At 61.7% G+C, this 20,724-nt stretch carries 20 protein-coding genes; 13 read left to right on the top strand and 7 right to left on the bottom strand.

The features are described from left to right. The first annotated feature begins 251 nt into the window (after positions 1-251). The 4 genes from purE to QMK50_RS13535 all read left to right on the top strand — a co-directional run bounded on the left by purE (position 252) and on the right by QMK50_RS13535 (position 2,814). A complete protein-coding gene (purE, locus tag QMK50_RS13550) occupies positions 252-743 on the top strand; it encodes a 5-(carboxyamino)imidazole ribonucleotide mutase (protein WP_095164944.1) in 492 nt (163 codons plus the stop codon). Positions 744-754: 11 nt separating this feature from the next. Further along, positions 755-1,840: a 5-(carboxyamino)imidazole ribonucleotide synthase gene (locus QMK50_RS13545; RefSeq protein WP_095164942.1), complete on the top strand. Its 1,086-nt coding sequence runs from the start codon at positions 755-757 to the stop codon at positions 1,838-1,840. Positions 1,841-1,944: 104 nt separating this feature from the next. Further along, a complete protein-coding gene (locus QMK50_RS13540; protein ID WP_095164940.1) occupies positions 1,945-2,190 on the top strand; it encodes a GlsB/YeaQ/YmgE family stress response membrane protein in 246 nt (81 codons plus the stop codon). 87 nt (positions 2,191-2,277) lie between these two features. Further along, entirely contained in the window at positions 2,278-2,814 is a 537-nt protein-coding gene (locus tag QMK50_RS13535) for a DUF3299 domain-containing protein (RefSeq protein ID WP_095165198.1), read from the top strand. Between the two features lie 14 nt (positions 2,815-2,828). On the opposite strand, the gene QMK50_RS13530 is transcribed toward QMK50_RS13535, so the two are convergent. Both QMK50_RS13530 and QMK50_RS13525 read right to left on the bottom strand, forming a co-directional pair. After that, positions 2,829-3,728, bottom strand: coding sequence for a D-hexose-6-phosphate mutarotase (locus QMK50_RS13530; protein WP_320333283.1), 900 nt, complete (start codon positions 3,726-3,728; stop codon positions 2,829-2,831). Positions 3,729-3,759: 31 nt separating this feature from the next. Beyond that, positions 3,760-4,164 carry an acyl-CoA thioesterase gene (locus QMK50_RS13525; protein WP_095164936.1) on the bottom strand — a complete coding sequence of 135 codons (405 nt, stop codon included), beginning with the start codon at positions 4,162-4,164 and terminating at the stop codon, positions 3,760-3,762. Between the two features lie 361 nt (positions 4,165-4,525). On the opposite strand from QMK50_RS13525, the gene QMK50_RS13520 reads away from it, so the two are divergent. From QMK50_RS13520 to QMK50_RS13485, 8 genes are all read left to right on the top strand, one after another. Beyond that, the gene (locus tag QMK50_RS13520) at positions 4,526-5,824 is read left to right on the top strand and encodes an MFS transporter (protein ID WP_320333282.1); all 1,299 of its coding nucleotides are present in this window, start codon (positions 4,526-4,528) and stop codon (positions 5,822-5,824) included. 213 nt (positions 5,825-6,037) lie between these two features. Further along, a complete protein-coding gene (locus tag QMK50_RS13515; protein ID WP_095164933.1) occupies positions 6,038-7,039 on the top strand; it encodes a phosphate ABC transporter substrate-binding protein PstS in 1,002 nt (333 codons plus the stop codon). A gap of 428 nt (positions 7,040-7,467) precedes the next feature. Next, on the top strand, positions 7,468-9,501 hold the full coding sequence (locus QMK50_RS13510) for an ABC transporter permease subunit (RefSeq protein ID WP_320334517.1): 2,034 nt from the start codon (positions 7,468-7,470) through the stop codon (positions 9,499-9,501). Between the two features lie 15 nt (positions 9,502-9,516). Then, positions 9,517-11,187, top strand: coding sequence for a phosphate ABC transporter permease PstA (pstA, locus tag QMK50_RS13505; RefSeq protein WP_095164929.1), 1,671 nt, complete (start codon positions 9,517-9,519; stop codon positions 11,185-11,187). Between the two features lie 184 nt (positions 11,188-11,371). Continuing rightward, positions 11,372-12,205: a phosphate ABC transporter ATP-binding protein PstB gene (pstB, locus tag QMK50_RS13500; protein ID WP_033042681.1), complete on the top strand. Its 834-nt coding sequence runs from the start codon at positions 11,372-11,374 to the stop codon at positions 12,203-12,205. Positions 12,206-12,316: 111 nt separating this feature from the next. Beyond that, positions 12,317-13,078, top strand: coding sequence for a phosphate signaling complex protein PhoU (phoU, locus tag QMK50_RS13495; RefSeq protein ID WP_008064514.1), 762 nt, complete (start codon positions 12,317-12,319; stop codon positions 13,076-13,078). A 73-nt stretch (positions 13,079-13,151) separates the two neighbouring features. Further along, on the top strand, positions 13,152-14,072 hold the full coding sequence (locus tag QMK50_RS13490) for a response regulator (protein WP_320333281.1): 921 nt from the start codon (positions 13,152-13,154) through the stop codon (positions 14,070-14,072). Positions 14,073-14,156: 84 nt separating this feature from the next. Next, on the top strand, positions 14,157-15,050 hold the full coding sequence (locus tag QMK50_RS13485) for a M23 family metallopeptidase (protein ID WP_320333280.1): 894 nt from the start codon (positions 14,157-14,159) through the stop codon (positions 15,048-15,050). Positions 15,051-15,102: 52 nt separating this feature from the next. Here the strand turns inward: QMK50_RS13485 and QMK50_RS13480 are convergent, their stop codons facing one another. The 3 genes from QMK50_RS13480 to phoB all read right to left on the bottom strand — a co-directional run bounded on the left by QMK50_RS13480 (position 15,103) and on the right by phoB (position 18,625). Next, positions 15,103-16,443 (bottom strand): hemolysin family protein, encoded by a 1,341-nt coding sequence (locus QMK50_RS13480; protein ID WP_095164922.1) that lies wholly within the window; start codon positions 16,441-16,443, stop codon positions 15,103-15,105. Between the two features lie 124 nt (positions 16,444-16,567). Continuing rightward, a complete protein-coding gene (phoR, locus tag QMK50_RS13475; protein WP_256585382.1) occupies positions 16,568-17,854 on the bottom strand; it encodes a phosphate regulon sensor histidine kinase PhoR in 1,287 nt (428 codons plus the stop codon). An 81-nt stretch (positions 17,855-17,935) separates the two neighbouring features. Further along, on the bottom strand, positions 17,936-18,625 hold the full coding sequence (gene phoB, locus QMK50_RS13470) for a phosphate regulon transcriptional regulator PhoB (protein WP_095164918.1): 690 nt from the start codon (positions 18,623-18,625) through the stop codon (positions 17,936-17,938). A gap of 152 nt (positions 18,626-18,777) precedes the next feature. On the opposite strand from phoB, the gene QMK50_RS13465 reads away from it, so the two are divergent. Beyond that, the gene (locus QMK50_RS13465; RefSeq protein WP_320333279.1) at positions 18,778-19,164 is read left to right on the top strand and encodes a hypothetical protein; all 387 of its coding nucleotides are present in this window, start codon (positions 18,778-18,780) and stop codon (positions 19,162-19,164) included. A 70-nt stretch (positions 19,165-19,234) separates the two neighbouring features. Here QMK50_RS13465 and ubiA read toward each other — a convergent pair whose 3' ends face one another. Together ubiA and QMK50_RS13455 are read right to left on the bottom strand one after the other, a co-directional pair. After that, positions 19,235-20,125, bottom strand: a complete 891-nt coding sequence (gene ubiA, locus QMK50_RS13460; protein ID WP_320333278.1) for a 4-hydroxybenzoate octaprenyltransferase — start codon at positions 20,123-20,125, stop codon at positions 19,235-19,237. Then, positions 20,125-20,688: a chorismate--pyruvate lyase family protein gene (locus QMK50_RS13455; protein WP_320333277.1), complete on the bottom strand. Its 564-nt coding sequence runs from the start codon at positions 20,686-20,688 to the stop codon at positions 20,125-20,127. The genes ubiA and QMK50_RS13455 overlap by 1 nt, the downstream gene beginning before the upstream one ends. Between the last annotated feature and the right edge of the window lie 36 nt (positions 20,689-20,724).

Below are 20,724 nucleotides of genomic sequence, written 5' to 3'. Positions count from 1 at the left end.
ATAAACTAGCGATCTCGAGATCCGAACACATTCAGGCAGTCAATTGACTGACTTGATAGTCAAGAAATACCTATTTTTCGAGCGCGTGACAGATGGTCGCCACAGGGGCTGTTTATCCGCTTCTTTGAGGTATACTGCGCGGCCTTCGGCCGGTTACGACTGGCCATAATTCGTACAAACAAGCCACGCATCCTGCGTGGCTTGTTGTTTTTTGATGCGCCTGCGGGCGCCCAGAGAGAAGAGGCGCGACGATGAGTGCACTGGTTGGCGTGATCATGGGCTCCAAGTCCGATTGGTCCACCCTTAGCCACACCGCCGATATGCTGGAAAAGCTCGGCATCCCTTACGAGGTGAAAGTGGTCTCTGCCCACCGCACCCCGGACCTGCTGTTCCAGTACGCCGAGGAGGCTGAGTCGCGTGGCATCGAGGTGATTATCGCCGGTGCTGGCGGCGCGGCCCACTTGCCTGGCATGTGTGCGGCCAAGACCCACCTGCCGGTCCTGGGCGTGCCGGTGCAGTCGTCGATGCTCTCGGGCGTTGATTCGCTGCTCTCTATAGTGCAGATGCCTGCGGGCATTCCGGTCGCCACCCTGGCCATCGGCAAAGCGGGCGCGATCAACGCAGCCCTGCTGTCGGCGAGTATCCTTGGCGCCAAGCACCCGCAGTTCCACGCGGTGCTCAAAACCTTCCGTGCTGAGCAGACAGACAGCGTCCTGGAAAATCCAGACCCACGCATCGCCTGAGGTTGTTGACGATGAAGATCGGTGTAATCGGTGGCGGCCAGTTGGGCCGCATGCTGGCCCTGGCGGGAACTCCGCTGGGCATGAACTTCGCTTTCCTGGATCCGGCGCCGGATGCTTGTGCCGCCGCGCTGGGTGAGCATCTGCGGGCCGATTACGGCGATCAGGATCACTTGCGTCAACTGGCCGACGAAGTCGACCTGGTGACCTTCGAGTTCGAAAGCGTCCCGGCTGAAACCGTGGCCTTCCTGTCGCAGTTCGTCCCGGTCTACCCGAGCGCCGAAGCGCTGCGCATTGCTCGCGACCGCTGGTTCGAAAAAAGCATGTTCAAGGACCTGGGGATTCCCACCCCGGCGTTCGCTGACATCCAGTCGCAAGCTGACCTGGACGCCGCTGTGGCTGCCATCGGCCTGCCCGCCGTGCTGAAAACCCGCACCCTGGGTTATGACGGCAAGGGCCAGAAAGTCCTGCGCACCGCGCAAGATGTGGAGGGTACCTTCGCCGAGCTGGGCAGCGTGGCCTGCCTGCTGGAAGGCTTCGTGCCGTTCACCGGCGAAGTCTCGCTGATTGCCGTGCGTGCCCGTGATGGGGAGACGAAATTCTACCCACTGGTGCACAACACTCACGACAGCGGCATCCTCAAGTTGTCCGTGGCCAGCACCGAGCACCCGCTGCAAGCCCTGGCCGAGGACTACTCGAGCCGTGTGCTCAAGCAACTGGACTATGTCGGCGTGATGGCGTTCGAGTTCTTTGAAGTCGACGGTGGCCTCAAGGCCAACGAAATCGCTCCGCGGGTCCACAACTCCGGGCACTGGACCACCGAAGGCGCCGAGTGCAGTCAGTTCGAAAACCACCTGCGCGCCGTTGCCGGCCTGCCGCTGGGCTCGACGGCGAAAGTCGGCGAAAGCGCCATGCTCAACTTCATTGGCGTGGTTCCGCCGGTGGATAAGGTCATCGCCATCGACGATTGCCATCTGCACCACTACGGGAAGGCGTTCAAGGTCGGGCGCAAGGTCGGCCACGCCAACCTGCGCTGCGCCGACAAGGTCACGCTCGAGCAGCAGATCCTCAAGGTCCAGGCGCTGATCGCCGAGCAATAAACCCATGGCACGCTGGGAACCTTCGGTGCCCAGTGTTCTCTGATGGCAGGATGCCAAAGTCTGTCTAGGCTTTGGCATAGCTATTTCACTCAGAGGGAAGCGCCATGGGAATTATCGGAACCATCTTCATCGGATTGATCGTGGGCCTGCTGGCTCGTTTCCTGAAACCGGGTGATGACAGCATGGGCTGGATCATGACCATCCTGCTCGGTATCGCCGGCTCACTGGCCGCGACCTACGGCGGCCAGGCACTGGGCATCTACCAGGCCGGTCAAGGCGCGGGCTTCCTCGGTGCCCTGGTGGGCGCGGTGGTGCTGCTGGTGATCTACGGTCTGGTCAAAAAGAACTGATTCAAGCGATCAAGCCCGCTGCGCAGTTCACGCGCAGCGGGCTAGAATGCCCGGCGACCTGACTTCCCTTCTTTGCCGAGCACCTTCATGCGCCGTCTTCTGCTGACTCTTGTATTGCTGGGCACTGGCCTGGCCCATGCTGGCGACCTGCCGGAAACCGACTGGCTCGAACTGATGCCCAAGTCGGATCAGAAGGCGCTGGAAGCCATGCCGGAAATCGACCACAACTCTCCGGAAGCCAATGGCACCTTTACCGACAAGGGTGGCTTGAAGCAGAGCAAGGGCTTGCCGGCGGTGATGTATTCGACCAAGACCGTGGCCGCGATGAACCACAAGCAGGTACGCATCGGCGGTTACCCGGTGCCGCTGGAAACCGACGGCAAGGGCCGCAGCACGCTGTTCTTCCTGGTGCCGTACCCGGGCGCCTGCATTCATGTGCCACCACCACCGCCCAATCAACTGGTGCTGGTGCGCTATCCCAAGGGCTTGAAGCTGGACGACATCTACACGCCCTTGTGGGTCAGCGGCACGTTGAAGATCGAGACGGTCAACAACGACCTGGCCGATGCCGCCTACGCCCTCGATGCCGCCCAGGTGCGGGTGGTACAAGAATCCGATTTGTAGGGCTGCCGCAGGCTCTAAACCGCCAAACTCGCGATGCTCACACCCAGCGTATGACTCTCCCCGGGCGCCAACGTGACCACATCACCCAGCACATTGGCCGTCTCGATGCACAGCATGCGCTGCCAGCCATCGTCGGCCATGTCGCTGAACGCTGCTGCGCGCTCGGTCCAGGGATTCCAGATCACTGCCGAGCGTGAACCGCGGGCGGTCAATTCGATACGTCGCTCCCAGGCCGGGTCGACAATGCTCAGTTTGTCCGGGGTATTGAGGTAAATCCGGTCGGTTTCGCCACTGAACCGCAGATCGCCGTGCTGAGTGACGGTGTTCCAGTTGTCCAGGGTTTCGATGTACTGCAGCCCGTCCACGCCTTCGACGTGCACGTTGCGCACGTCGCTGACCGCGAAGTAGCTGTGCAGCGCCTGGCTGATGGTGACGCTGTCAGTGCCCCGGTTGTGGCTGGTCAGATCGATCTGCAGTTGTTCATCCAGACGAATGTTCAGCTTCAGGTCGACCTGATGGGGCCAGCCGGGCAGGCCGTTTTCCGGGACGGGCAGGGCAAACACTACGTTCAGGCTGTCGCCCTCGGTTTCGATGCCTTCCAGTTCCCAGTCCAGCGCCCGCACCAGACCGTGGGCGCTGGCAGGCTGATCGCTGACGCGCATGGCCTGCACGCTCGGTGGGTTGCGTTCGAAGTTGCCGAACCACGGCCAGCACACGGGCACCCCGGCGCGGATGCTTTTGCCGGTCTGGAACACCGCCTCGTCGTTGAGCCAGATCAGGGGCGGCTGCCCGGCCAGTTGATAGCTGAGGATATGCGCGCCTTGCTGGGCTACCAGCAACTCGGCCTGACCCTGGCGAATCCGCCAGCAGTTCAGTTGATCCAGTTTTACCGCTTCAACATTGGGCGTGTTCATGGGACAGCTCTCGATCGGCAACAGGGGGGATTCAACAGGCTCGCGGGGGTACCGAGCGGGTACGACCGCTGCCGTCGATGGCAACAAACACGAACGCCGCTTCGGTGACCTTACGCCACTCGCTGGACAGCGGATCGTCGCTCCAGACCTCGACCAGCATCTTGATCGACGTACGACCGATTTCCTGGGCCTGGGTATAGAACGAGAGCTGTGCGCCGACGGCGACCGGTACCAGGAAAGCCATGCGATCGATGGCCACGGTGGCAACGCGCCCACCGGCGATCTTGCTGGCCATCGCCGTGCCGGCCAAGTCCATCTGGGACACCAGCCAGCCGCCAAAAATATCGCCAAAGCCGTTGGTCTCGCGAGGAAGCGCGGTGATTTGCAGGGCCAGGTCGCCTTGCGGGATCGGATCGTCTTGTTCGAGTTCTATCATGCCGGGGGTGCCTCTAACCCGTGACTCTCATTGGTACTTCAGGTGAATAGCCGTCTTGAGAAAAACGATTCAGCCCGAACATACTACGTTCGTCGCGTTTTCCATAAGGCGTGCTAAAGGGAAACTCTGCGAAATCGACTGGTCGCACCAGCAGCGTCTTCGCACAGCAACCCTTGCAGCGTGTTGCAGGCTGCGAGTATATCGAGCGGTAGACCGCGCGACGACCGTCCGGTTCTCATTTTGACTGTCAATTACGCGCATCCCTGTGCTTTTTCGAACAATTTGCTATCGTGCCGAACCTGCCCAAGCCCCAGCCAGCGTTGTTGGGGTTGCAGATCTGACTATAAGAGAAGCCCTTGCCATGACCACAGCGCCATCGAGCATAGCGTCACCCGCGCAGCCCGCACGTCCCTTGACCCGCAACGACTACAAGACCCTGTCGCTTTCCGCCCTGGGCGGTGCGCTGGAGTTCTACGACTTCATCATCTTCGTGTTTTTCGCCACGGTGGTCGGCAAGCTGTTCTTCCCGGCGGACATGCCCGAGTGGCTACGCCTGATGCAGACCTTCGGGATCTTTGCTGCCGGGTACCTGGCACGGCCACTGGGCGGCATCGTCATGGCCCACTTCGGTGACCTGCTGGGTCGCAAGAAGATGTTCACCCTGAGCATCTTCATGATGGCGGTGCCGACGTTGATCATGGGCCTGCTGCCGACCTACGCGCAGATCGGCATGTGGGCACCGATCCTGCTGCTGCTGATGCGGGTGATCCAGGGCGCCGCCATTGGCGGGGAAGTGCCGGGGGCATGGGTGTTCGTTTCCGAGCACGTGCCTGGGCGGCACATTGGCTATGCCTGCGGCACGCTGACGTCAGGCCTGACCGCCGGCATCCTCCTGGGCTCGCTGGTGGCCACGGCGATCAACAGTATCTATACCCCTGAGCAAGTCGCCGACTACGCCTGGCGGATCCCGTTCCTGATGGGTGGCGTGTTTGGCCTGTTCTCGGTCTACCTGCGTCGCTGGCTGCACGAAACCCCGGTGTTCGCCGAGTTGCAGCTGCGCAAGGCCCTGGCCGAAGAAGTGCCGCTGCGTGCGGTACTGCGCGACCATCGCGGGGCGATCGCCATCTCGATGCTGCTGACCTGGCTGCTGTCGGCCGGGATCATCGTGGTCATCCTGATGACCCCGACCGTGCTGCAAACCGTCTACCACTTCTCGGCCACCACCGCATTGCAGGCCAACAGCCTGGCGATCGTGTTCCTGAGCCTGGGCTGCGTGGCGTCCGGCGCCCTGGCTGACCGCTTCGGTGCAGGCCGGGTGTTTGTGTTCGGCAGCGGCTTGCTGCTGCTGAGTTCGTGGACCTTCTATCACAGCCTGTTCAATCACCCGGACTGGCTGTTCCCGATGTACTCCCTGACTGGCCTGCTGGTCGGCACCATCGGTGCGGTGCCCTACGTCATGGTCAAGGCCTTCCCGGCCGTGGTGCGCTTCAGCGGCCTGTCGTTCTCCTACAACCTGGCCTACGCCATCTTCGGTGGCCTGACACCGATGGTCGTCACTCTGCTGCTCAAGGAAAGCCCGATGGGGCCGGCCTACTACGTGGCGATCATCTGCGGCGTGGGGATCGTCGTGGGTGGGTATCTGTGGAAGAAGGGGCGCTAGGCCCGACTTCTTGCATCGTTAGTACTGACATCATTGCAAGCAGACGGAGCGCCGCCCGGCTCTGCGTCTGCTGGCGATTGGGGGCACCACGAATCATCGCGTAACAGCCCATGCTGGCCTTTCATCTAATTGTCATATTCAAGTCATAGAGTGTTCACACGGCCTGCCGATACTTGGCCCCGACCTAAAACACCCTATTACCAGGAGTAAGGCATGAAACTGAAGCGTTTGATGGCGGCAATGACTTTTGTCGCTGCTGGCGTTGCGACTGCCAACGCAGTTGCCGCTGTTGACCCTGCTATCCCGAGCTACACCAAGACCACTGGTGTGTCGGGCAACCTGTCCAGCGTCGGCTCCGATACCCTGGCTAACCTCATGACCCTGTGGGCTGAGAACTACAAAAAAGAATACCCGAACGTCAATATCCAGATTCAGGCTGCCGGTTCCTCGACCGCACCACCTGCGCTGACTGAAGGCACCGCTAACCTGGGCCCGATGAGCCGCAAGATGAAGGACAACGAGCTGCAGGCCTTCGAAACCAAGTACGGCTACAAGCCGACCGCCATCCCGGTCGCCGTGGATGCCCTGGCCGTGTTCGTGCACAAAGACAACCCGATCAAGCACCTGACCATGGAACAGGTCGATGCCGTGTTCTCCTCGACTCGCCTGTGCGGCGCCAAGGCCGACGTGAAAACCTGGGGTGACCTGGGTGTGACCGGCGACCTGGCCAACAAGCCGGTACAGCTGTTCGGTCGCAACTCGGTATCCGGCACTTATGGCTACTTCAAGGAAGAAGCCCTGTGCAAAGGCGACTTCAAGCCAAACGTCAACGAACAACCGGGCTCGGCCTCGGTGGTGCAATCGATCAGCTCCTCGCTGAACGGCATCGGTTACTCGGGTATCGGCTACAAGACCGCTAGCGTGAAGACCGTGGCCCTGGCCAAGAAAGGCAGCACTGACTTCATCGAAGACACCGAAGAAAACGCCCTGAACGGCAAGTACCCGCTGTCGCGTTTCCTCTACGTGTACGTCAACAAGGCCCCGAACAAGCCTCTGGCCCCGCTGGAAGCCGAGTTCGTGAAACTGATCCTGTCGAAACAGGGCCAGGAAGTGGTCGTCAAGGACGGTTACATCCCACTGCCAGCCAAAGTAGCCGCCAAGGCACTGGCTGACCTGGGTCTGCACGAAGGTGGCGCTGAAGTCGCAAAAAAGTAAAACCCTGATCCGGGGCTAGCCCCGGATCAATGTAGGAGCGGGCAAGCCTCGCTCCTACACATGCCGGTGTTTACCGGCCCTCAATTTTCTATCCGCTGCCAGTTTCCACAGGCGGCGGATTTGTTGCGTCACTGCATTGTCATCTTTCTGTCATACAGGATCGCTAGGGTGTGCGCATGAATGATCTGGCCAATTCCCCAATGACTACGACTTCCCCTCCCAAGCGCATTGATTTCAATACGCCTGAGCTGCAACGCAAGCGGCGCATTCGTGCGCTCAAGGATCGCCTGACCCGCTGGTACGTGCTGATCGGCGGCCTCGCCGTGCTCGGCGCGATCACCTTGATTTTCTTCTTCCTGGCCTATGTCGTCGCCCCGCTGTTCCAGGGTGCCGAGCTGACCGCCAAAGACTCGATCACGCCTGCCTGGATGCAAGACGCCGGCAAGCCGTTGATGATTTCCCTCGAAGAGCAGAACCAGGTCGCCATGCGGGTTTCCGACAAGGGGCAGGCGCTGTTCTTTGACCTCGACACTGGCGCCGAACTGCGTCGCGTCGACCTGCCGATCCCGGCCGGTACCAGCGTTGCCTCGATCGGTGAAGACCAGCCCGGCAGCCCGCTGGTGATCGTCGGCCTGTCCAACGGTCAGGCCCTGGTGTTCCGTCACACCTATAAAGTCAGCTACCCGGATGGCAAGAAGACCATCTCGCCGGCCATCGAGTACCCCTACGGTGAGGCGCCGATTGCGCTGAACGAGCAGGGCGCCGCGCTGGAGCACGTCAGCCTCAATGCCACCGACACGACCCTGGTAGTTGCCGGTTCCAGCGGTGCGCAGTTGCACGTCCTGGCGCTGACTAAAGAAGAAAACATGATGACCGGTGAAGTCACCAGTGATCAGCAGCGCATCGACTTGCCGCAAATGACCGAGCCGGTGAAGAACATCTTCATCGACCCGCGCCAGCAGTGGCTGTACGTGCTTAACGGCCGTGCCCAGGCCGATGTGTTCAGCCTGCGGGAAAAAAACCTCAACGGTCGCTACAAGCTACTGGAAGATGGCGAAACCCAAGTCACCGCCAGCACCCAGCTGGTGGGCGGTATCTCGCTGATCATCGGTGACTCCAAGGGCGGCCTGGCCCAATGGTTCATGGCCCGTGATCCGGATGGCGAGCAACGCCTGAAGCAGATCCGGACCTTCCAGATGGGCACCGCGCCTATTGTTGAAATCACCGCCGAAGAGCGTCGCAAAGGCTTTGTTGCCCTGGACGCGTCCGGCAAGCTCGGCGTGTTCCACAGCACCGCCCACCGCACCTTGCTGGTGGACCAGGTGGTCGACGGCCAGGGCATCTTCGGCCTGTCGCCGCGTGCCAACCGGGTGATCGTGGAGCAGGGCGGCAAGCTGCAACCGTTGCTGCTCGACAACCCGCACCCGGAAGTTTCCTGGAGCGCACTGTGGAGCAAGGTCTGGTACGAAAACTACGACGAGCCTAAATACGTCTGGCAATCGACCGCGGCCAACACCGACTTCGAGCCCAAGCTGAGCTTGTCGCCGCTGACCTTCGGTACCTTGAAAGCGGCGTTCTACGCCATGCTGCTGGCCGCGCCACTGGCCATTGCAGCGGCGATCTATACCGCCTACTTCATGGCGCCTGGCATGCGCCGCAAGGTCAAGCCGGTGATCGAGCTGATGGAGGCGATGCCGACGGTGATCCTCGGCTTCTTCGCCGGCCTGTTCCTCGCTCCCTATGTGGAAGGGCACTTGCCGGGCATCTTCAGCCTGCTGCTGCTGATGCCAGTCGGCATCCTGGTGGCGGGTTTCACCTTCAGCCGCCTGCCTGAGTCGATCCGCCTGAAAGTGCCGGACGGCTGGGAAAGCGCAATCCTGATCCCGGTGATCATCTTCGTCGGCTGGCTCTCGCTGTACATGAGCCCGTACCTGGAGACCTGGTTCTTCGGTGGCGACATGCGCATGTGGATTTCCCACGACCTGGGCATTACCTACGACCAGCGCAACGCCCTGGTAGTCGGCCTGGCCATGGGTTTTGCGGTGATCCCGAACATCTACTCGATCGCCGAAGACGCCGTGTTCAGTGTGCCGCGCGGCCTGACCCTGGGCTCGCTGGCCCTGGGTGCCACGCCATGGCAGACCATGACGCGGGTGGTGATCCTGACCGCCAGCCCGGGTATTTTCTCGGCCTTGATGATCGGCATGGGGCGCGCAGTCGGCGAAACCATGATCGTGCTGATGGCCACCGGTAACACCCCGGTGATGGAGATGAACCTGTTCGAAGGCCTGCGAACCCTGGCGGCCAACGTCGCGGTGGAAATGCCGGAGTCGGAAGTCGGCGGCAGCCACTACCGCGTGCTGTTCCTCTCGGCCTTGGTGCTGCTGCTGTTCACCTTCGTCATGAATACCCTCGCGGAACTGATTCGTCAGCGTCTGCGCAAGAAATACTCGTCGCTTTAAGAAAGGTAGAAGTCTGTGAAACAGAACTCCCTGAAAGGATGGTTCAAGAGCGGCGCCCCCGGCGTCTGGATCAGCGGTGGCGCGGTGGCCATCGCCGTCATCATGACCATTGGTTTGCTGGCGGTGATTGCCGTGCGCGGCCTGGGCCACTTCTGGCCCGCCGACCTGGTGCATGCCCAGTACGATGTGCCGGGCCAGGCCAACCATGTGGTCATCGGCGAAGTGGTGCAGAAGGAACAAGTGCCACGTGAGCGCCTGAAAAGCGCGGGCCTGCCGGTCCCGGACCAGGGCCCTGAGTTCATGACCCGGGAGCTGATCAAGGTCGGCAACCGTGATCTCAACGGCAACGACTTCACCTGGATCGTCGGTGAATGGCTGACCAACCAGACCACGCCGCCGGAACTGATGGCAATCGAGCGTCGTGAATGGGGCAACTTCTACGGCTACCTGGTCAACGTCAAGCAAGACGGCAAGGTCATCGCTGAAGGCGAGGCCGCCTGGCCTGAGCTGCAAGCGCGGATCGAGCGAGTCAGCAAACTGGCGGCTGAACTCAAGACCCTGGAAAAATCCGACATTGGTGCGATCAACGCCGGCCTGGAGCGTATCCGCCTGCACGGTCGCAAGCTGGAACTGGACGGCAAGTTGGACGCCGCGGCCCAGGCCGACATGGAGTCGGATCGCGCCGAGCTCAATGCCCGCTACCAGGACATTGAAAAGCGCTTGGGCGATCTGCATGCGCAGGTCAATCGCGACAGCCTGACGGCCCGCGATGGCAACGGCAAGGAAGTCGAAATCGAACTGGGCAAGGTGGTTCACGCCTTCCAGCCGAACGCGATGAGCACCTTGACCAAGGTCGGCTTCTACTTCAGCAAGGTCTGGGAATTCCTCAGCGACGACCCACGTGAAGCCAACACCGAAGGCGGGATCTTCCCGGCGATCTTCGGCACCGTGATGATGACCCTGATCATGGCGATGATCGTCACCCCGTTTGGTGTACTGGCGGCGGTTTACCTGCGTGAATATGCACGCCAGGGCACCATGACCCGGTTGATCCGCATCGCGGTGAACAACCTGGCGGGTGTGCCGGCGATTGTCTACGGGGTGTTCGGCCTGGGCTTCTTCGTCTACGTCCTGGGTGGCTCGGTTGACCGCCTGTTCTTCCCGGAAGCTTTGCCGGCACCGACCTTCGGTACGCCAGGACTGCTCTGGGCCTCGCTGACCCTGGCACTGCTGGCGGTGCCGGTGGTGATCGTGGCCACCGAAGAAGGCCTGGCGCGGATTCCCCGCACCGTGCGTGAGGGCTCGTTGGCCCTCGGTGCGACCAAGGCGGAAACCCTGTGGAAGATCGTGCTGCCGATGGCCAGTCCGGCGATGATGACCGGCATGATTCTCGCGGTGGCCCGAGCGGCCGGCGAGGTAGCACCGTTGATGCTGGTGGGCGTGGTGAAACTGGCGCCGTCGTTGCCGCTGGACGGCAACTACCCGTACCTGCACCTGGACCAGAAGATCATGCACCTGGGCTTCCACATTTATGACGTCGGCTTCCAGAGCCCGAACGTCGAGGCCGCACGCCCACTGGTGTACGCCACGGCGCTGCTGCTGGTCATGGTGATCGCCACGCTCAACCTGTCGGCAGTGTGGATCCGTAACCACCTGCGCGAAAAATACAAAGCACTGGATAGCTAATACAAGTCCTGTGGGAGCTGGCTTGCCAGCGATGGCAGCACTGCGGTGTTGCTGCCAGACCGAGTCGTCTGCATCGCTGGCAAGCCAGCTCCCACAAGGATCGACGCAAGCCACAGATTTTGAGTATTTCATTGGCTAGGCCAGTGGCTCATAAAACCGAATTTGTTAGCACAGGGAGCCTCCCATGCAGCACGAAGCACATACCCACGGCATCAACATGTCGGCCCTGGGTCGCGACAAACAGAGCCTGAACCTCGAGCAGGAAACCGTAGCCATCGAAGTGCCGGGCCTGAGCCTGTTCTACGGCGACAAACAAGCGCTGTTCGACGTCAGCATGAACATTCCCAAGCAGCGCGTGACCGCCTTCATCGGCCCGTCCGGCTGTGGCAAGTCGACCCTGCTGCGTACCTTCAACCGGATGAACGACCTGGTCGACGGTTGCCGTGTCGAAGGCGCGATCAACCTGTACGGCAACAACATCTACCGCAAGGGCGAAGACGTGGCCGAGCTGCGTCGCCGGGTCGGCATGGTGTTCCAAAAGCCCAACCCGTTCCCCAAGACCATCTATGAAAACGTGGTCTACGGCCTGCGGATCCAGGGCATCAACAAAAAACGTGTACTCGACGAGGCGGTTGAGTGGGCGTTGAAAGGTGCGGCGCTGTGGGATGAGGTCAAGGACCGCCTGCACGAGTCGGCACTGGGCCTGTCCGGTGGTCAACAGCAGCGTCTGGTGATTGCGCGGACCATCGCCGTGGAGCCGGAAGTGCTGCTGCTCGACGAACCCTGCTCGGCACTCGACCCGATCTCGACGCTGAAGGTTGAAGAGCTGATCTACGAGTTGAAATCCAAGTTCACCATCGTCATCGTGACCCACAACATGCAACAGGCCGCCCGGGTTTCCGACTACACCGCGTTCATGTACATGGGCAAGCTGGTGGAATTCGGCGACACCGACACCCTGTTCACCAATCCGGCGAAAAAGCAGACCGAAGACTACATCACCGGACGGTACGGCTAGTTGAAGCAGCTTCAAGCGGCAAGTTAGAAGCGCAGCGGCATGGATCACCACATAACAGCTTGCAGCTTGTAGCTTGCAGCTCTTGGTTAAACGCTTTTTCGGAGCGAACGCATGATTTCCAAAGAAGGCCTCACGCACCACATTTCCGCGCAGTTCAACGCTGAGCTGGAGGAAGTGCGCAGCCACCTCCTGGCCATGGGCGGGCTGGTCGAGAAGCAGGTCAACGACGCGGTCACGGCGCTGATCGAGGCTGACTCCGGCCTGGCCCAGCAAGTGCGCGAGATCGACGACCAGATCAACCAGATGGAACGCAACATCGACGAAGAATGCCTGCGCATCCTGGCCCGTCGTCAGCCGGCGGCGTCCGACCTGCGTTTGATCATCAGCATCTCCAAGTCGGTGATCGACCTCGAGCGCATCGGCGACGAAGCCACCAAGATTGCCCGCCGGGCCATCCAGTTGTGCGAAGAAGGCGAGGCTCCGCGTGGCTACGTCGAGGTGCGCCACATTGGTGACCAGGTGCGCAACATGGTCCGCGACGCGCTGGATGCCTTCGCCCGCTTCGATGCCGACCTGGCGCTGTCCGTGGCCCAGTACGACAAGATCATCGACCGTGAGTACAAGACCGCGCTGCGCGAGCTGGCCACCTACATGATGGAAGACCCGCGCTCGATCTCGCGCGTGCTGAGCATCATCTGGGTCCTGCGTTCGCTGGAGCGAATTGGCGACCACGCCCGCAACATCTCCGAGCTGGTGATCTACCTGGTGCGCGGCACGGACGTGCGTCACCTGGGTCTCAAGCGCATGAAGGAAGAAGTTGAAGGCACCAGTGGCGAAACCGCTAATGTTCCGGGTAAATCTGACGATAAGTAAGATTGCCCAAGTAAAAACGCCCGGCCATTGGCCGGGCGTTTTTGTTGGTCGGGACAATAACGAGGGGTGGTCGATGAGTAAGGTCAGTGTGTTGGTCGTGGACGATGCTGCGTTCATTCGTGATCTGATGAAGAAGTGCCTGCGCAACTACTTCCCGGGCATGCGCATCGAAGACGCGGTCAACGGCCGCAAGGCGCAAAGCCTGCTGACCCGCGAAACCTTCGACCTGGTGCTGTGCGACTGGGAGATGCCGGAAATGTCCGGCCTGGAGTTGCTGACCTGGTGCCGCGAGCAGGACGCCCTCAAGACCATGCCGTTCATCATGGTCACCAGCCGTGGCGACAAGGAAAACGTCGTCCAGGCGATCCAGGCCGGTGTTTCGGGTTATGTGAGCAAGCCCTTCACCAACGAGCAATTGCTGAGCAAGGTCAAACAGGCCCTGAATAAAATCGGCAAGCTCGATGCCTTGCTGAATCAGGCCCCGGCCAAGCTGGCACCGGCATTCGCCAATGACTCGCTGAATGCCCTGACCGCCGGCAAGGCGCCAGTGGCTGCGGCGCCAGCGCCCAACGCCTATCTGCAAAACCGCCCGGCGGAGCCCGCCAAGGGTTTGCTCAGCAGCCCGCCGATCAAGGCCCCGATGCCGTCGCCCGCCGGTGGCCGTGGCCAGGGCCAGTTGCGCCTGCCCAGCGGCATCCAGGCCTGCGTGATCAAGGCCCTGAGCATCAAGGAAGCGCTGCTGGTGGTCAAACGCAGTGAGACGCTACCGCAAGTGCTCGACAGCGCCGTGCTCGACCTGGAGCAGGGTGACAACGCCGAAATCGCCCGCCTCAACGGCTACCTGCATGCCATCGTCGCCCACGAGCCGAAACCCGACAGCGAGTGGCTGCAACTGACCTTCCGCTTCGTCGACCAGGATGCCCAGAAGCTCGATTACATTTCCCGGCTGATCGCCCGGGGCACGGCGCAGAAGCACTTTGTACCGGGTGCGTAATCAGCTTTTGAAACAGCTGGCGCCAGCCTGGGGCCATTCTGACTGCTAGGCTCACCTCAAGCCTGCCCCGACAGAATGCTGCCCATGCTCGCGCGATTGCTGATTTGCTGTGGCCTGCTCATGGCCTCGAGCCTGGCCGTGGCCACGACCATCTACAAGACCCAGCACGCCAATGGCGTGGTGTCCTATAGCGATCGGCCGTCCCGTGGGTCCCAGGTGTTTGTATTCCGCGACCGGATGGACGAGCGCCTCGACCGCCAGGTGCACCTGCAGATCAAGAAGCAGGCGGGCAGCCACAGCGTGTATGTGCGCAACGACCTGTATGCGCCGGTCGAGATCGAGTTGAGTTTTCACCAGGTGAAAAACCTCAGTGGCGTGCCCGCCCAGGCCATCCGACGGGTCCTGCCAGCGCGTAGCAACACCCGTCTGGCGCTGCTCAAGGCGTCCCGCGCCGGCAAGCCGCTGATCTATACCCCCAGGCTCAAATACGCCTTGGGCGACCCCTCAGGCGCCACGCTGAGCTATCGTTACCCACTGCCCTGGCGCGGTGGTCCGTTTCGCCTGAGTCAGGGTGCCAACGGCCAGTACAGCCATTACGGACCGAAGAATCGCTACGCCATGGACATCGCCATGCCTGAAGGCACGCCGATCATCGCGGCACGGGCCGGGGTGGTGGTGAAAACCGAGAACCGCCAGAGCGGTCGCGGCACGGATCCGGCGGGCAACTTTGTGCGGGTGCTGCACAACGACGGGACCATGGGCGTGTACCTGCACCTCAAGCAGGGTTCGGTACGGGTCAGTGAAGGGCAGCGGGTGGCGGTGGGCAGCGCCCTGGCGTTGTCCGGCAATACGGGCAACAGCAGCGGTCCGCACCTGCACTTCGTGGTGCAGCGCAATACCGGGTTGGGGCTGGTGTCGATCCCCTATCAGTTCAGCCAGCCGGTGGGCAGCCTGCCGAACTTCGCGTTGGGGAGATAGGTGGGCCTTCAGGTAAAAGATCGCAGCCTGCAGGCTGCGATCTTTCCCGGGTTCAATCGAGCATCAATACCTTGGCCAGGACGATTTTCGGGCCTTTCATCTTTTTGATGATGATCCGCAAACCTTCGACTTCCAGCACTTCTTCCTCTTCCGGTACCCGCTTGAGGCTGTCGTAGACCAGCCCGGCCAGGGTTTCGGCTTCGACGTGGTCCAGATCCACGCCCAGCAGGCGCTCGACCTTGAACAGCGGGGTGTCACCGCGGACCAGCAGCTTGCCCGGCTGGTAGGCCAGGATGCCGCGCTCGGCCTTGCGGTGTTCGTCCTGGATGTCGCCGACCAGCACTTCCAGCACGTCCTCCATGGTCAGGTAGCCGATGATGTTGCCGTCGGCTTCCTCCACCACGGCGAAGTGCGAGCCGCCTTTGCGGAACTGCTCCAGCAACTGCGACAGCGGCATGTGCCGCGACACGCGCTCCAGCGGGCGGGTCAGCTCGGCCAGGTTGAACGACTCGGGAATGTGGTCCAGCGCGGCCAGTTCCAGCAACAGGTCCTTGATGTGCAGCAGGCCGACGAACTCTTGGCGCTCGCTGTCGTACACCGGGTACCGGCTGAACTTGTGGCGGCGGAACATCGCCAGGATTTCCTTGAGTGGCGCGTTGAACTCCAGCGTCACCAGGTCTTCCCGGGAGTTGGCCCAGTCGACCACTTCCAGCTCGCCCATTTCCACGGCCGAGGCCAGCACGCGCATGCCTTGGTCGCTCGGGTCCTGGCCACGGCTGGAGTGCAGGATCAGTTTCAGTTCTTCACGGCTGTAGTGGTGCTCGTGATGCGGGCCGGGCTCACCCTGGCCGGCAATGCGCAGGATCGCATTGGCACTGGCGTTGAGCAGGTAGATGGCCGGGTACATGGCCCAGTAGAACAGGTACAGCGGCACGGCTGTCCACAGCGACAGCAGCTCGGGCTTGCGGATCGCCCAGGATTTCGGAGCCAGCTCACCGACCACGATGTGCAGGTAGGAAATGATGAAGAAGGCGGTAAAGAACGACACGCCCTTGATCACTTCTGGCGATTCGACGCCCACGGCGCCCAGCAGCGGCTCGAGAATGTGCGCAAACGCCGGTTCACCCACCCAGCCCAGGCCGAGGGAGGCGAGGGTGATACCCAGTTGGCAGGCCGACAGGTAGGCGTCGAGCTGACTGTGCACGGTGCGCAGGATGTGGCCGCGCCAGCCGTTCTTGTCGGCAATCGCCTCGACCCGGGTCGAGCGCAGTTTGACCATGGCAAATTCCGCCGCAACGAAGAAGCCGTTGAGCAAAACCAGGATCAGTGCAAAAAGAATCATGCCGAAATCGGCGAAGAGTGTAGCGAGGGACAAGCCAGGGGAAGGGTCCATGATGGAGTTTTGCGGGTTCCGTATATTCGAATAAAGGGGGTGCAGACGAGCCTGAAAGGCAGGCCCAAGTCAGCCAATGTAGCGGCTGACAGGGCAATTGCCTAGGGGGAAGTAGCGCGGGGGGCTAGTCGGTCAGGCTGCTGGTGCGTGATTTGCTCACCTGCACCGGCACAAAATGGCAGGTGAAGGTGCTGCCATGGCCTGGCACGCTGCTGATTTCCATCCGGGCGCGGTGGCGCAGCAGCACGTGCTTGACGATCGCCAGGCCCAGGCCGGTGCCGCCGGTGTTGGAGTTGCGGCTCGAATCGACGCGGTAGAAGCGTTCGGTCAGGCGTGGCAGGTGCTTATTGTCGATGCCGATCCCCGAGTCCTGCACGCTCAGGTGCGCGCCTTGCTCATCGCCCCACCAGCGGATGCGGATATGGCCCTCGGCCGGGGTGTATTTCACCGCATTGAACACCAGGTTGGAGAACGCGCTGCGCAACTCGGCCTCGCTGCCCTTGAGCTGAATCGAGGGGTCGGCTTCCAGGGTGATTTGCTGGTTGCGTTGCCCGGACAGCGCCAGGGCGTCGCCCTTGATCGACTGCAACAGGCTGTCGATCGCCACTGGCTGGTTGTCCGAGGGGTAGTCGGTGGCCTCGAGCTTGGCCAGTAGCAGCAAGTCATTGAGCAAGGTCTGCATGCGACCGCCTTGCTGCTGCATCTGCTGCAGCGCGCGGGTCCAGCGCGGGTTCACGTCTTCGACGTTGTCCAGCAGGGTTTCCAGGTAGCCGCTGATTACCGTCAGTGGCGTGCGCAGTTCATGGGAGACGTTGGCGATGAAATCCTTGCGCATCTGTTCCAGCTGATGGATGCGCGTCACGTCGCGCACCAGCATCAGGTGCTCGTTGTTGCCATAACGGGTGATGTACAGCTGGATGCGCATCCGGTCGTTGGTCGGCGAGGGGATTTCCAGCGGCTCGGCGTAGCTGTCTTGCTCGAAGTACTCCTTGAAGCGCGGGTGGCGCACCAGGTTGGTCACCGGTTGGCCGCTGTCCTGGGGCGTCTTGAGTCCCAGCAGGGTTTCGGCGGCGCGGTTCCACCATTCCAGGTTGCCATCGCTGTCGAGCATCACCACCGCGTCCTTGAGTGCCGCTGTGGACTCCTGGACCCGGTCGATCACCGCTTGCAGGCGCCCGCGCACCCGTTGATCGCGGCGTTGCAGGTGGTAGATGCTGTCGAATACTTCGCCCCACAGGCCGTAGCCATCGGGCGGTGCTTCATCGGGTTTGTGCAGGCGCAGCCACTCGTGCAGGCGCAGCAATTGCTTGAGGGTCCAGCCCAGGTAAAGACCCAGGCCCACGGCCAGGCTCCAGCCGTAATAGCCGGTGATCAGGCCGATCACCAGGCAGCCGGTGACCAGCAGCAGCATGTGGCGGATCAGGGTGCCATGCCAGTTTTGATTCACTTGAACATGCGTCCTTGTCAGCGTTTGGAGCGGGTCGGGGTGTAATCAGGCCTTGGTCGAAAAACGATAGCCGGTGCCGCGCACGGTTTGTACCAGACTTTCGTAAGCATCACCCAGGGCTTTGCGTAGGCGACGGATGTGCACGTCCACCGTGCGCTCCTCGACATACACATTGCCGCCCCAGACCTGGTCCAGCAACTGGCCACGGGTGTAGGCGCGTTCCTGGTGGGTCATGAAAAACTGCAGCAGGCGGTATTCGGTGGGGCCCATCTCGGCCGGTTTGCCGTCGATGGTTACCCGGTGGCTGATCGGGTCCAGCAGCAGGCCGCCCACTTCAATCGGGGCTTCACCTTCGGTAGGGCCGGTGCGGCGCAGCACGGCCTTGAGGCGAGCGACCAGTTCGCGGGGGGAAAACGGCTTGGTGATGTAGTCATCCGCGCCCACTTCCAGGCCCTGGATCTTGTTGTCTTCTTCGCCCTTGGCGGTGAGCATGATGATCGGGATATCACCGGTCAGTTCGTCACGCTTGAGGCGGCGGGCCAGTTCGATCCCCGAGGTGCCAGGCAGCATCCAGTCGAGCAGGATCAGGTCCGGTTTGCGGTCGACGATAATGGCGTGCGCCTGTTGGGCGTTCTCCGCCTCCAGGCAGTCATAGCCGGCCATTTCCAACGCAACGGCGATCATTTCGCGAATGGGCGCTTCGTCGTCGACGATCAGAATGCTCCTGCCAACCATGGGTTTAATCCTCTTGTCATTTAACTGTCTTGCGCCGCATTAGATAACGGAATTATTGCAGTCGTGTTACAGCATTCCAGTGTCTCTGCGAGGCGCGTGATCCTGGGCTAAGCTCTAAGTCCGAATCCTGACTACCACAAAAGAAGGTTTCCATGACTGACTATGCTCACTCCTTCAAGGCCTTGGTACTCGCTGCTGCCCTGGCCTTGCCGGCAATCGCCATGGCTGCCGAGCCGGCAATGATGAAAGGCGGCATGATGGTCGATCCCCAGGGCATGACGTTGTACACGTTCGACAAGGACAGTGGTGGAAAGTCGATGTGTAACGATGATTGCGCAAAAAACTGGCCACCGCTGACGGCGCCGGCGGATGCCAAGGCCGACGGCAAATGGACAGCGATCAAGCGTGACGACGGCAAGATGCAATGGGCGTATGACGGCAAGCCGCTGTACACCTTCGTCAAGGACGAAAAGCCCGGTGAAATGAAGGGCGATAAGATGAAAGACATCTGGCACGTGGTCCATGAGTCGCAGAAATAACCCGTTGTTGTAGCAGCTGGCGAAGGCTGCGTCCGGCTGCGCCAGCTGCTACAAAATCTCCACCGCCCCGTCAGCGCAACGCGTAATCCAGCACGATCCCGACAAAAATCGCCAATCCTGCCCAGTGATTGTGCAGGAACGCCCGGAAGCACTTCAGTCGGTCCCGGTCGCGGGTGTACCAGAACTCCCAGGCGAAACAGCCGGCAGCCGCCAGCAAGCCGAGGTGGAACCAGCCGCCCAGGGCGAACTTCGAGCCGGCCAGCCACAGGCAGCCCAGCGCCAGCCCCTGCAGCGTGAGAATGATTGCCCGGTCGGCATCGCCAAACAGGATCGCCGTGGATTTCACGCCGATCTTCAGATCATCATCGCGGTCGGTCATGGCGTAGTAGGTGTCGTAGCCAACCGTCCACAGCAAGTTGGCGATCCACAGCAGCCAGGCGATGGCCGGCAGCTCGCCGGTCTCGGCGGTGAACGCCATCGGCATGCCCCAGGAGAACGCGGCGCCCAGCACCACTTGCGGGTAATAGGTGTAGCGCTTCATGAAGGGGTAGCTGGCCGCCAGTGCCAGGCCACCGAATGACAACCAGATCGTCGCCGCGTTGGTGCACAGCACCAGCAGGAAGCTCAGGCCCATCAGCAGCGCAAAGAACACCAGCGCCTCCCGGGAGCTGATTCTGCCGGCAGCCAGTGGGCGTTGGGCGGTACGCTTTACATGGCCGTCGACCTTGCGGTCGGCCCAATCGTTGATCACGCAGCCGCCGGCGCGGGTCAGTATCACGCCGAGGATAAAAATCACGATGTTGGCCAGGGACGGCGAGCCTTCACCGGCGATCCACAGTGCCCACAGGGTCGGCCATAGCAGCAGGTAGATGCCGATGGGTTTGTCCATGCGCGTCAACTGGACGAAGTCCCAGGCGCGCGGGTTCAAGCGATTCAGCGATTTGAGCAGGTTCTGGCACATCAGCCATTCTCCGCAGGCGCGCCAATCGCCCGCCACAGGGCCGGCAAGAAGATTTCTGCGACCAGCACGCTCAAGCCACCGCGGTCGAAACGCGAACGGCGGCCCCACAAGGCCGGGGCCTGAACCTCAGGGGGCAGCCAATCAACGGGGTAGTGGCAGACCTCGATGGCGCGGCGCTGGAACGCCTGGTCGCAGAACAGCAACTCCCCCAGGGAGCGGCTGCCCAGTTCATCCATGTTCAACCCGCCATCGCGCAACGCACTGCGCGCCGCCACGCTGCGGGCAAATACCCAGGCCTGGCCGTGGCCGCGCAAATACACCTCGCGCACCCAACCTTCACTGTCCGGTGGCAAGTCGAGGGCGGCGCACTCATCGGCGCGCAACGGCTGCCAACCTTCGTACAGCGGCGTGACGCTGAAACCGTCATTTGACAAGCGCGTCAGGCGTCGGGTGAGCGAGCCTTGATCGAACAGCCAGTCGAGGGTTTGCGCATCGGGAAGGGGTGTCAGCTGGCTTTGCGGTAGCCAGAGCGGAGTCGGGGCGAGGGCGTTTGAGTGCGGCACAGTGAGTCATTATTGGCAGCAAATGAGGCGGCGAGC

The organism is Pseudomonas sp. P5_152, from assembly GCF_033989915.1.
Classification (GTDB): Bacteria; Pseudomonadota; Gammaproteobacteria; order Pseudomonadales; family Pseudomonadaceae; genus Aquipseudomonas.
This window is presented reverse-complemented; position numbering and strand designations above follow the sequence as displayed.

Excerpts from the sequence above, each read along its gene's own strand:
- phoR (WP_256585382.1), bottom strand. The coding sequence starts at position 17,854 with ATGCTGCTGCTGGTCACCGGCTGCCTGGTGATCGGCCTGATCACCGGC.
- phoB (WP_095164918.1), bottom strand. The coding sequence starts at position 18,625 with ATGGTTGGCAGGAGCATTCTGATCGTCGACGACGAAGCGCCCATTCGC.
- QMK50_RS13485 (WP_320333280.1), top strand. The coding sequence starts at position 14,157 with ATGCTCGCGCGATTGCTGATTTGCTGTGGCCTGCTCATGGCCTCGAGC.
- QMK50_RS13465 (WP_320333279.1), top strand. The coding sequence starts at position 18,778 with ATGACTGACTATGCTCACTCCTTCAAGGCCTTGGTACTCGCTGCTGCC.
- QMK50_RS13510 (WP_320334517.1), top strand. The coding sequence starts at position 7,468 with ATGCAAGACGCCGGCAAGCCGTTGATGATTTCCCTCGAAGAGCAGAAC.
- QMK50_RS13480 (WP_095164922.1), bottom strand. The coding sequence starts at position 16,443 with ATGGACCCTTCCCCTGGCTTGTCCCTCGCTACACTCTTCGCCGATTTC.
- QMK50_RS13520 (WP_320333282.1), top strand. The coding sequence starts at position 4,526 with ATGACCACAGCGCCATCGAGCATAGCGTCACCCGCGCAGCCCGCACGT.
- QMK50_RS13490 (WP_320333281.1), top strand. The coding sequence starts at position 13,152 with ATGAGTAAGGTCAGTGTGTTGGTCGTGGACGATGCTGCGTTCATTCGT.
- QMK50_RS13535 (WP_095165198.1), top strand. The coding sequence starts at position 2,278 with ATGCGCCGTCTTCTGCTGACTCTTGTATTGCTGGGCACTGGCCTGGCC.
- QMK50_RS13545 (WP_095164942.1), top strand. The coding sequence starts at position 755 with ATGAAGATCGGTGTAATCGGTGGCGGCCAGTTGGGCCGCATGCTGGCC.
- pstB (WP_033042681.1), top strand. The coding sequence starts at position 11,372 with ATGCAGCACGAAGCACATACCCACGGCATCAACATGTCGGCCCTGGGT.
- QMK50_RS13530 (WP_320333283.1), bottom strand. The coding sequence starts at position 3,728 with ATGAACACGCCCAATGTTGAAGCGGTAAAACTGGATCAACTGAACTGC.
- QMK50_RS13515 (WP_095164933.1), top strand. The coding sequence starts at position 6,038 with ATGAAACTGAAGCGTTTGATGGCGGCAATGACTTTTGTCGCTGCTGGC.
- purE (WP_095164944.1), top strand. The coding sequence starts at position 252 with ATGAGTGCACTGGTTGGCGTGATCATGGGCTCCAAGTCCGATTGGTCC.
- QMK50_RS13525 (WP_095164936.1), bottom strand. The coding sequence starts at position 4,164 with ATGATAGAACTCGAACAAGACGATCCGATCCCGCAAGGCGACCTGGCC.
- ubiA (WP_320333278.1), bottom strand. The coding sequence starts at position 20,125 with ATGTGCCAGAACCTGCTCAAATCGCTGAATCGCTTGAACCCGCGCGCC.
- QMK50_RS13540 (WP_095164940.1), top strand. The coding sequence starts at position 1,945 with ATGGGAATTATCGGAACCATCTTCATCGGATTGATCGTGGGCCTGCTG.
- phoU (WP_008064514.1), top strand. The coding sequence starts at position 12,317 with ATGATTTCCAAAGAAGGCCTCACGCACCACATTTCCGCGCAGTTCAAC.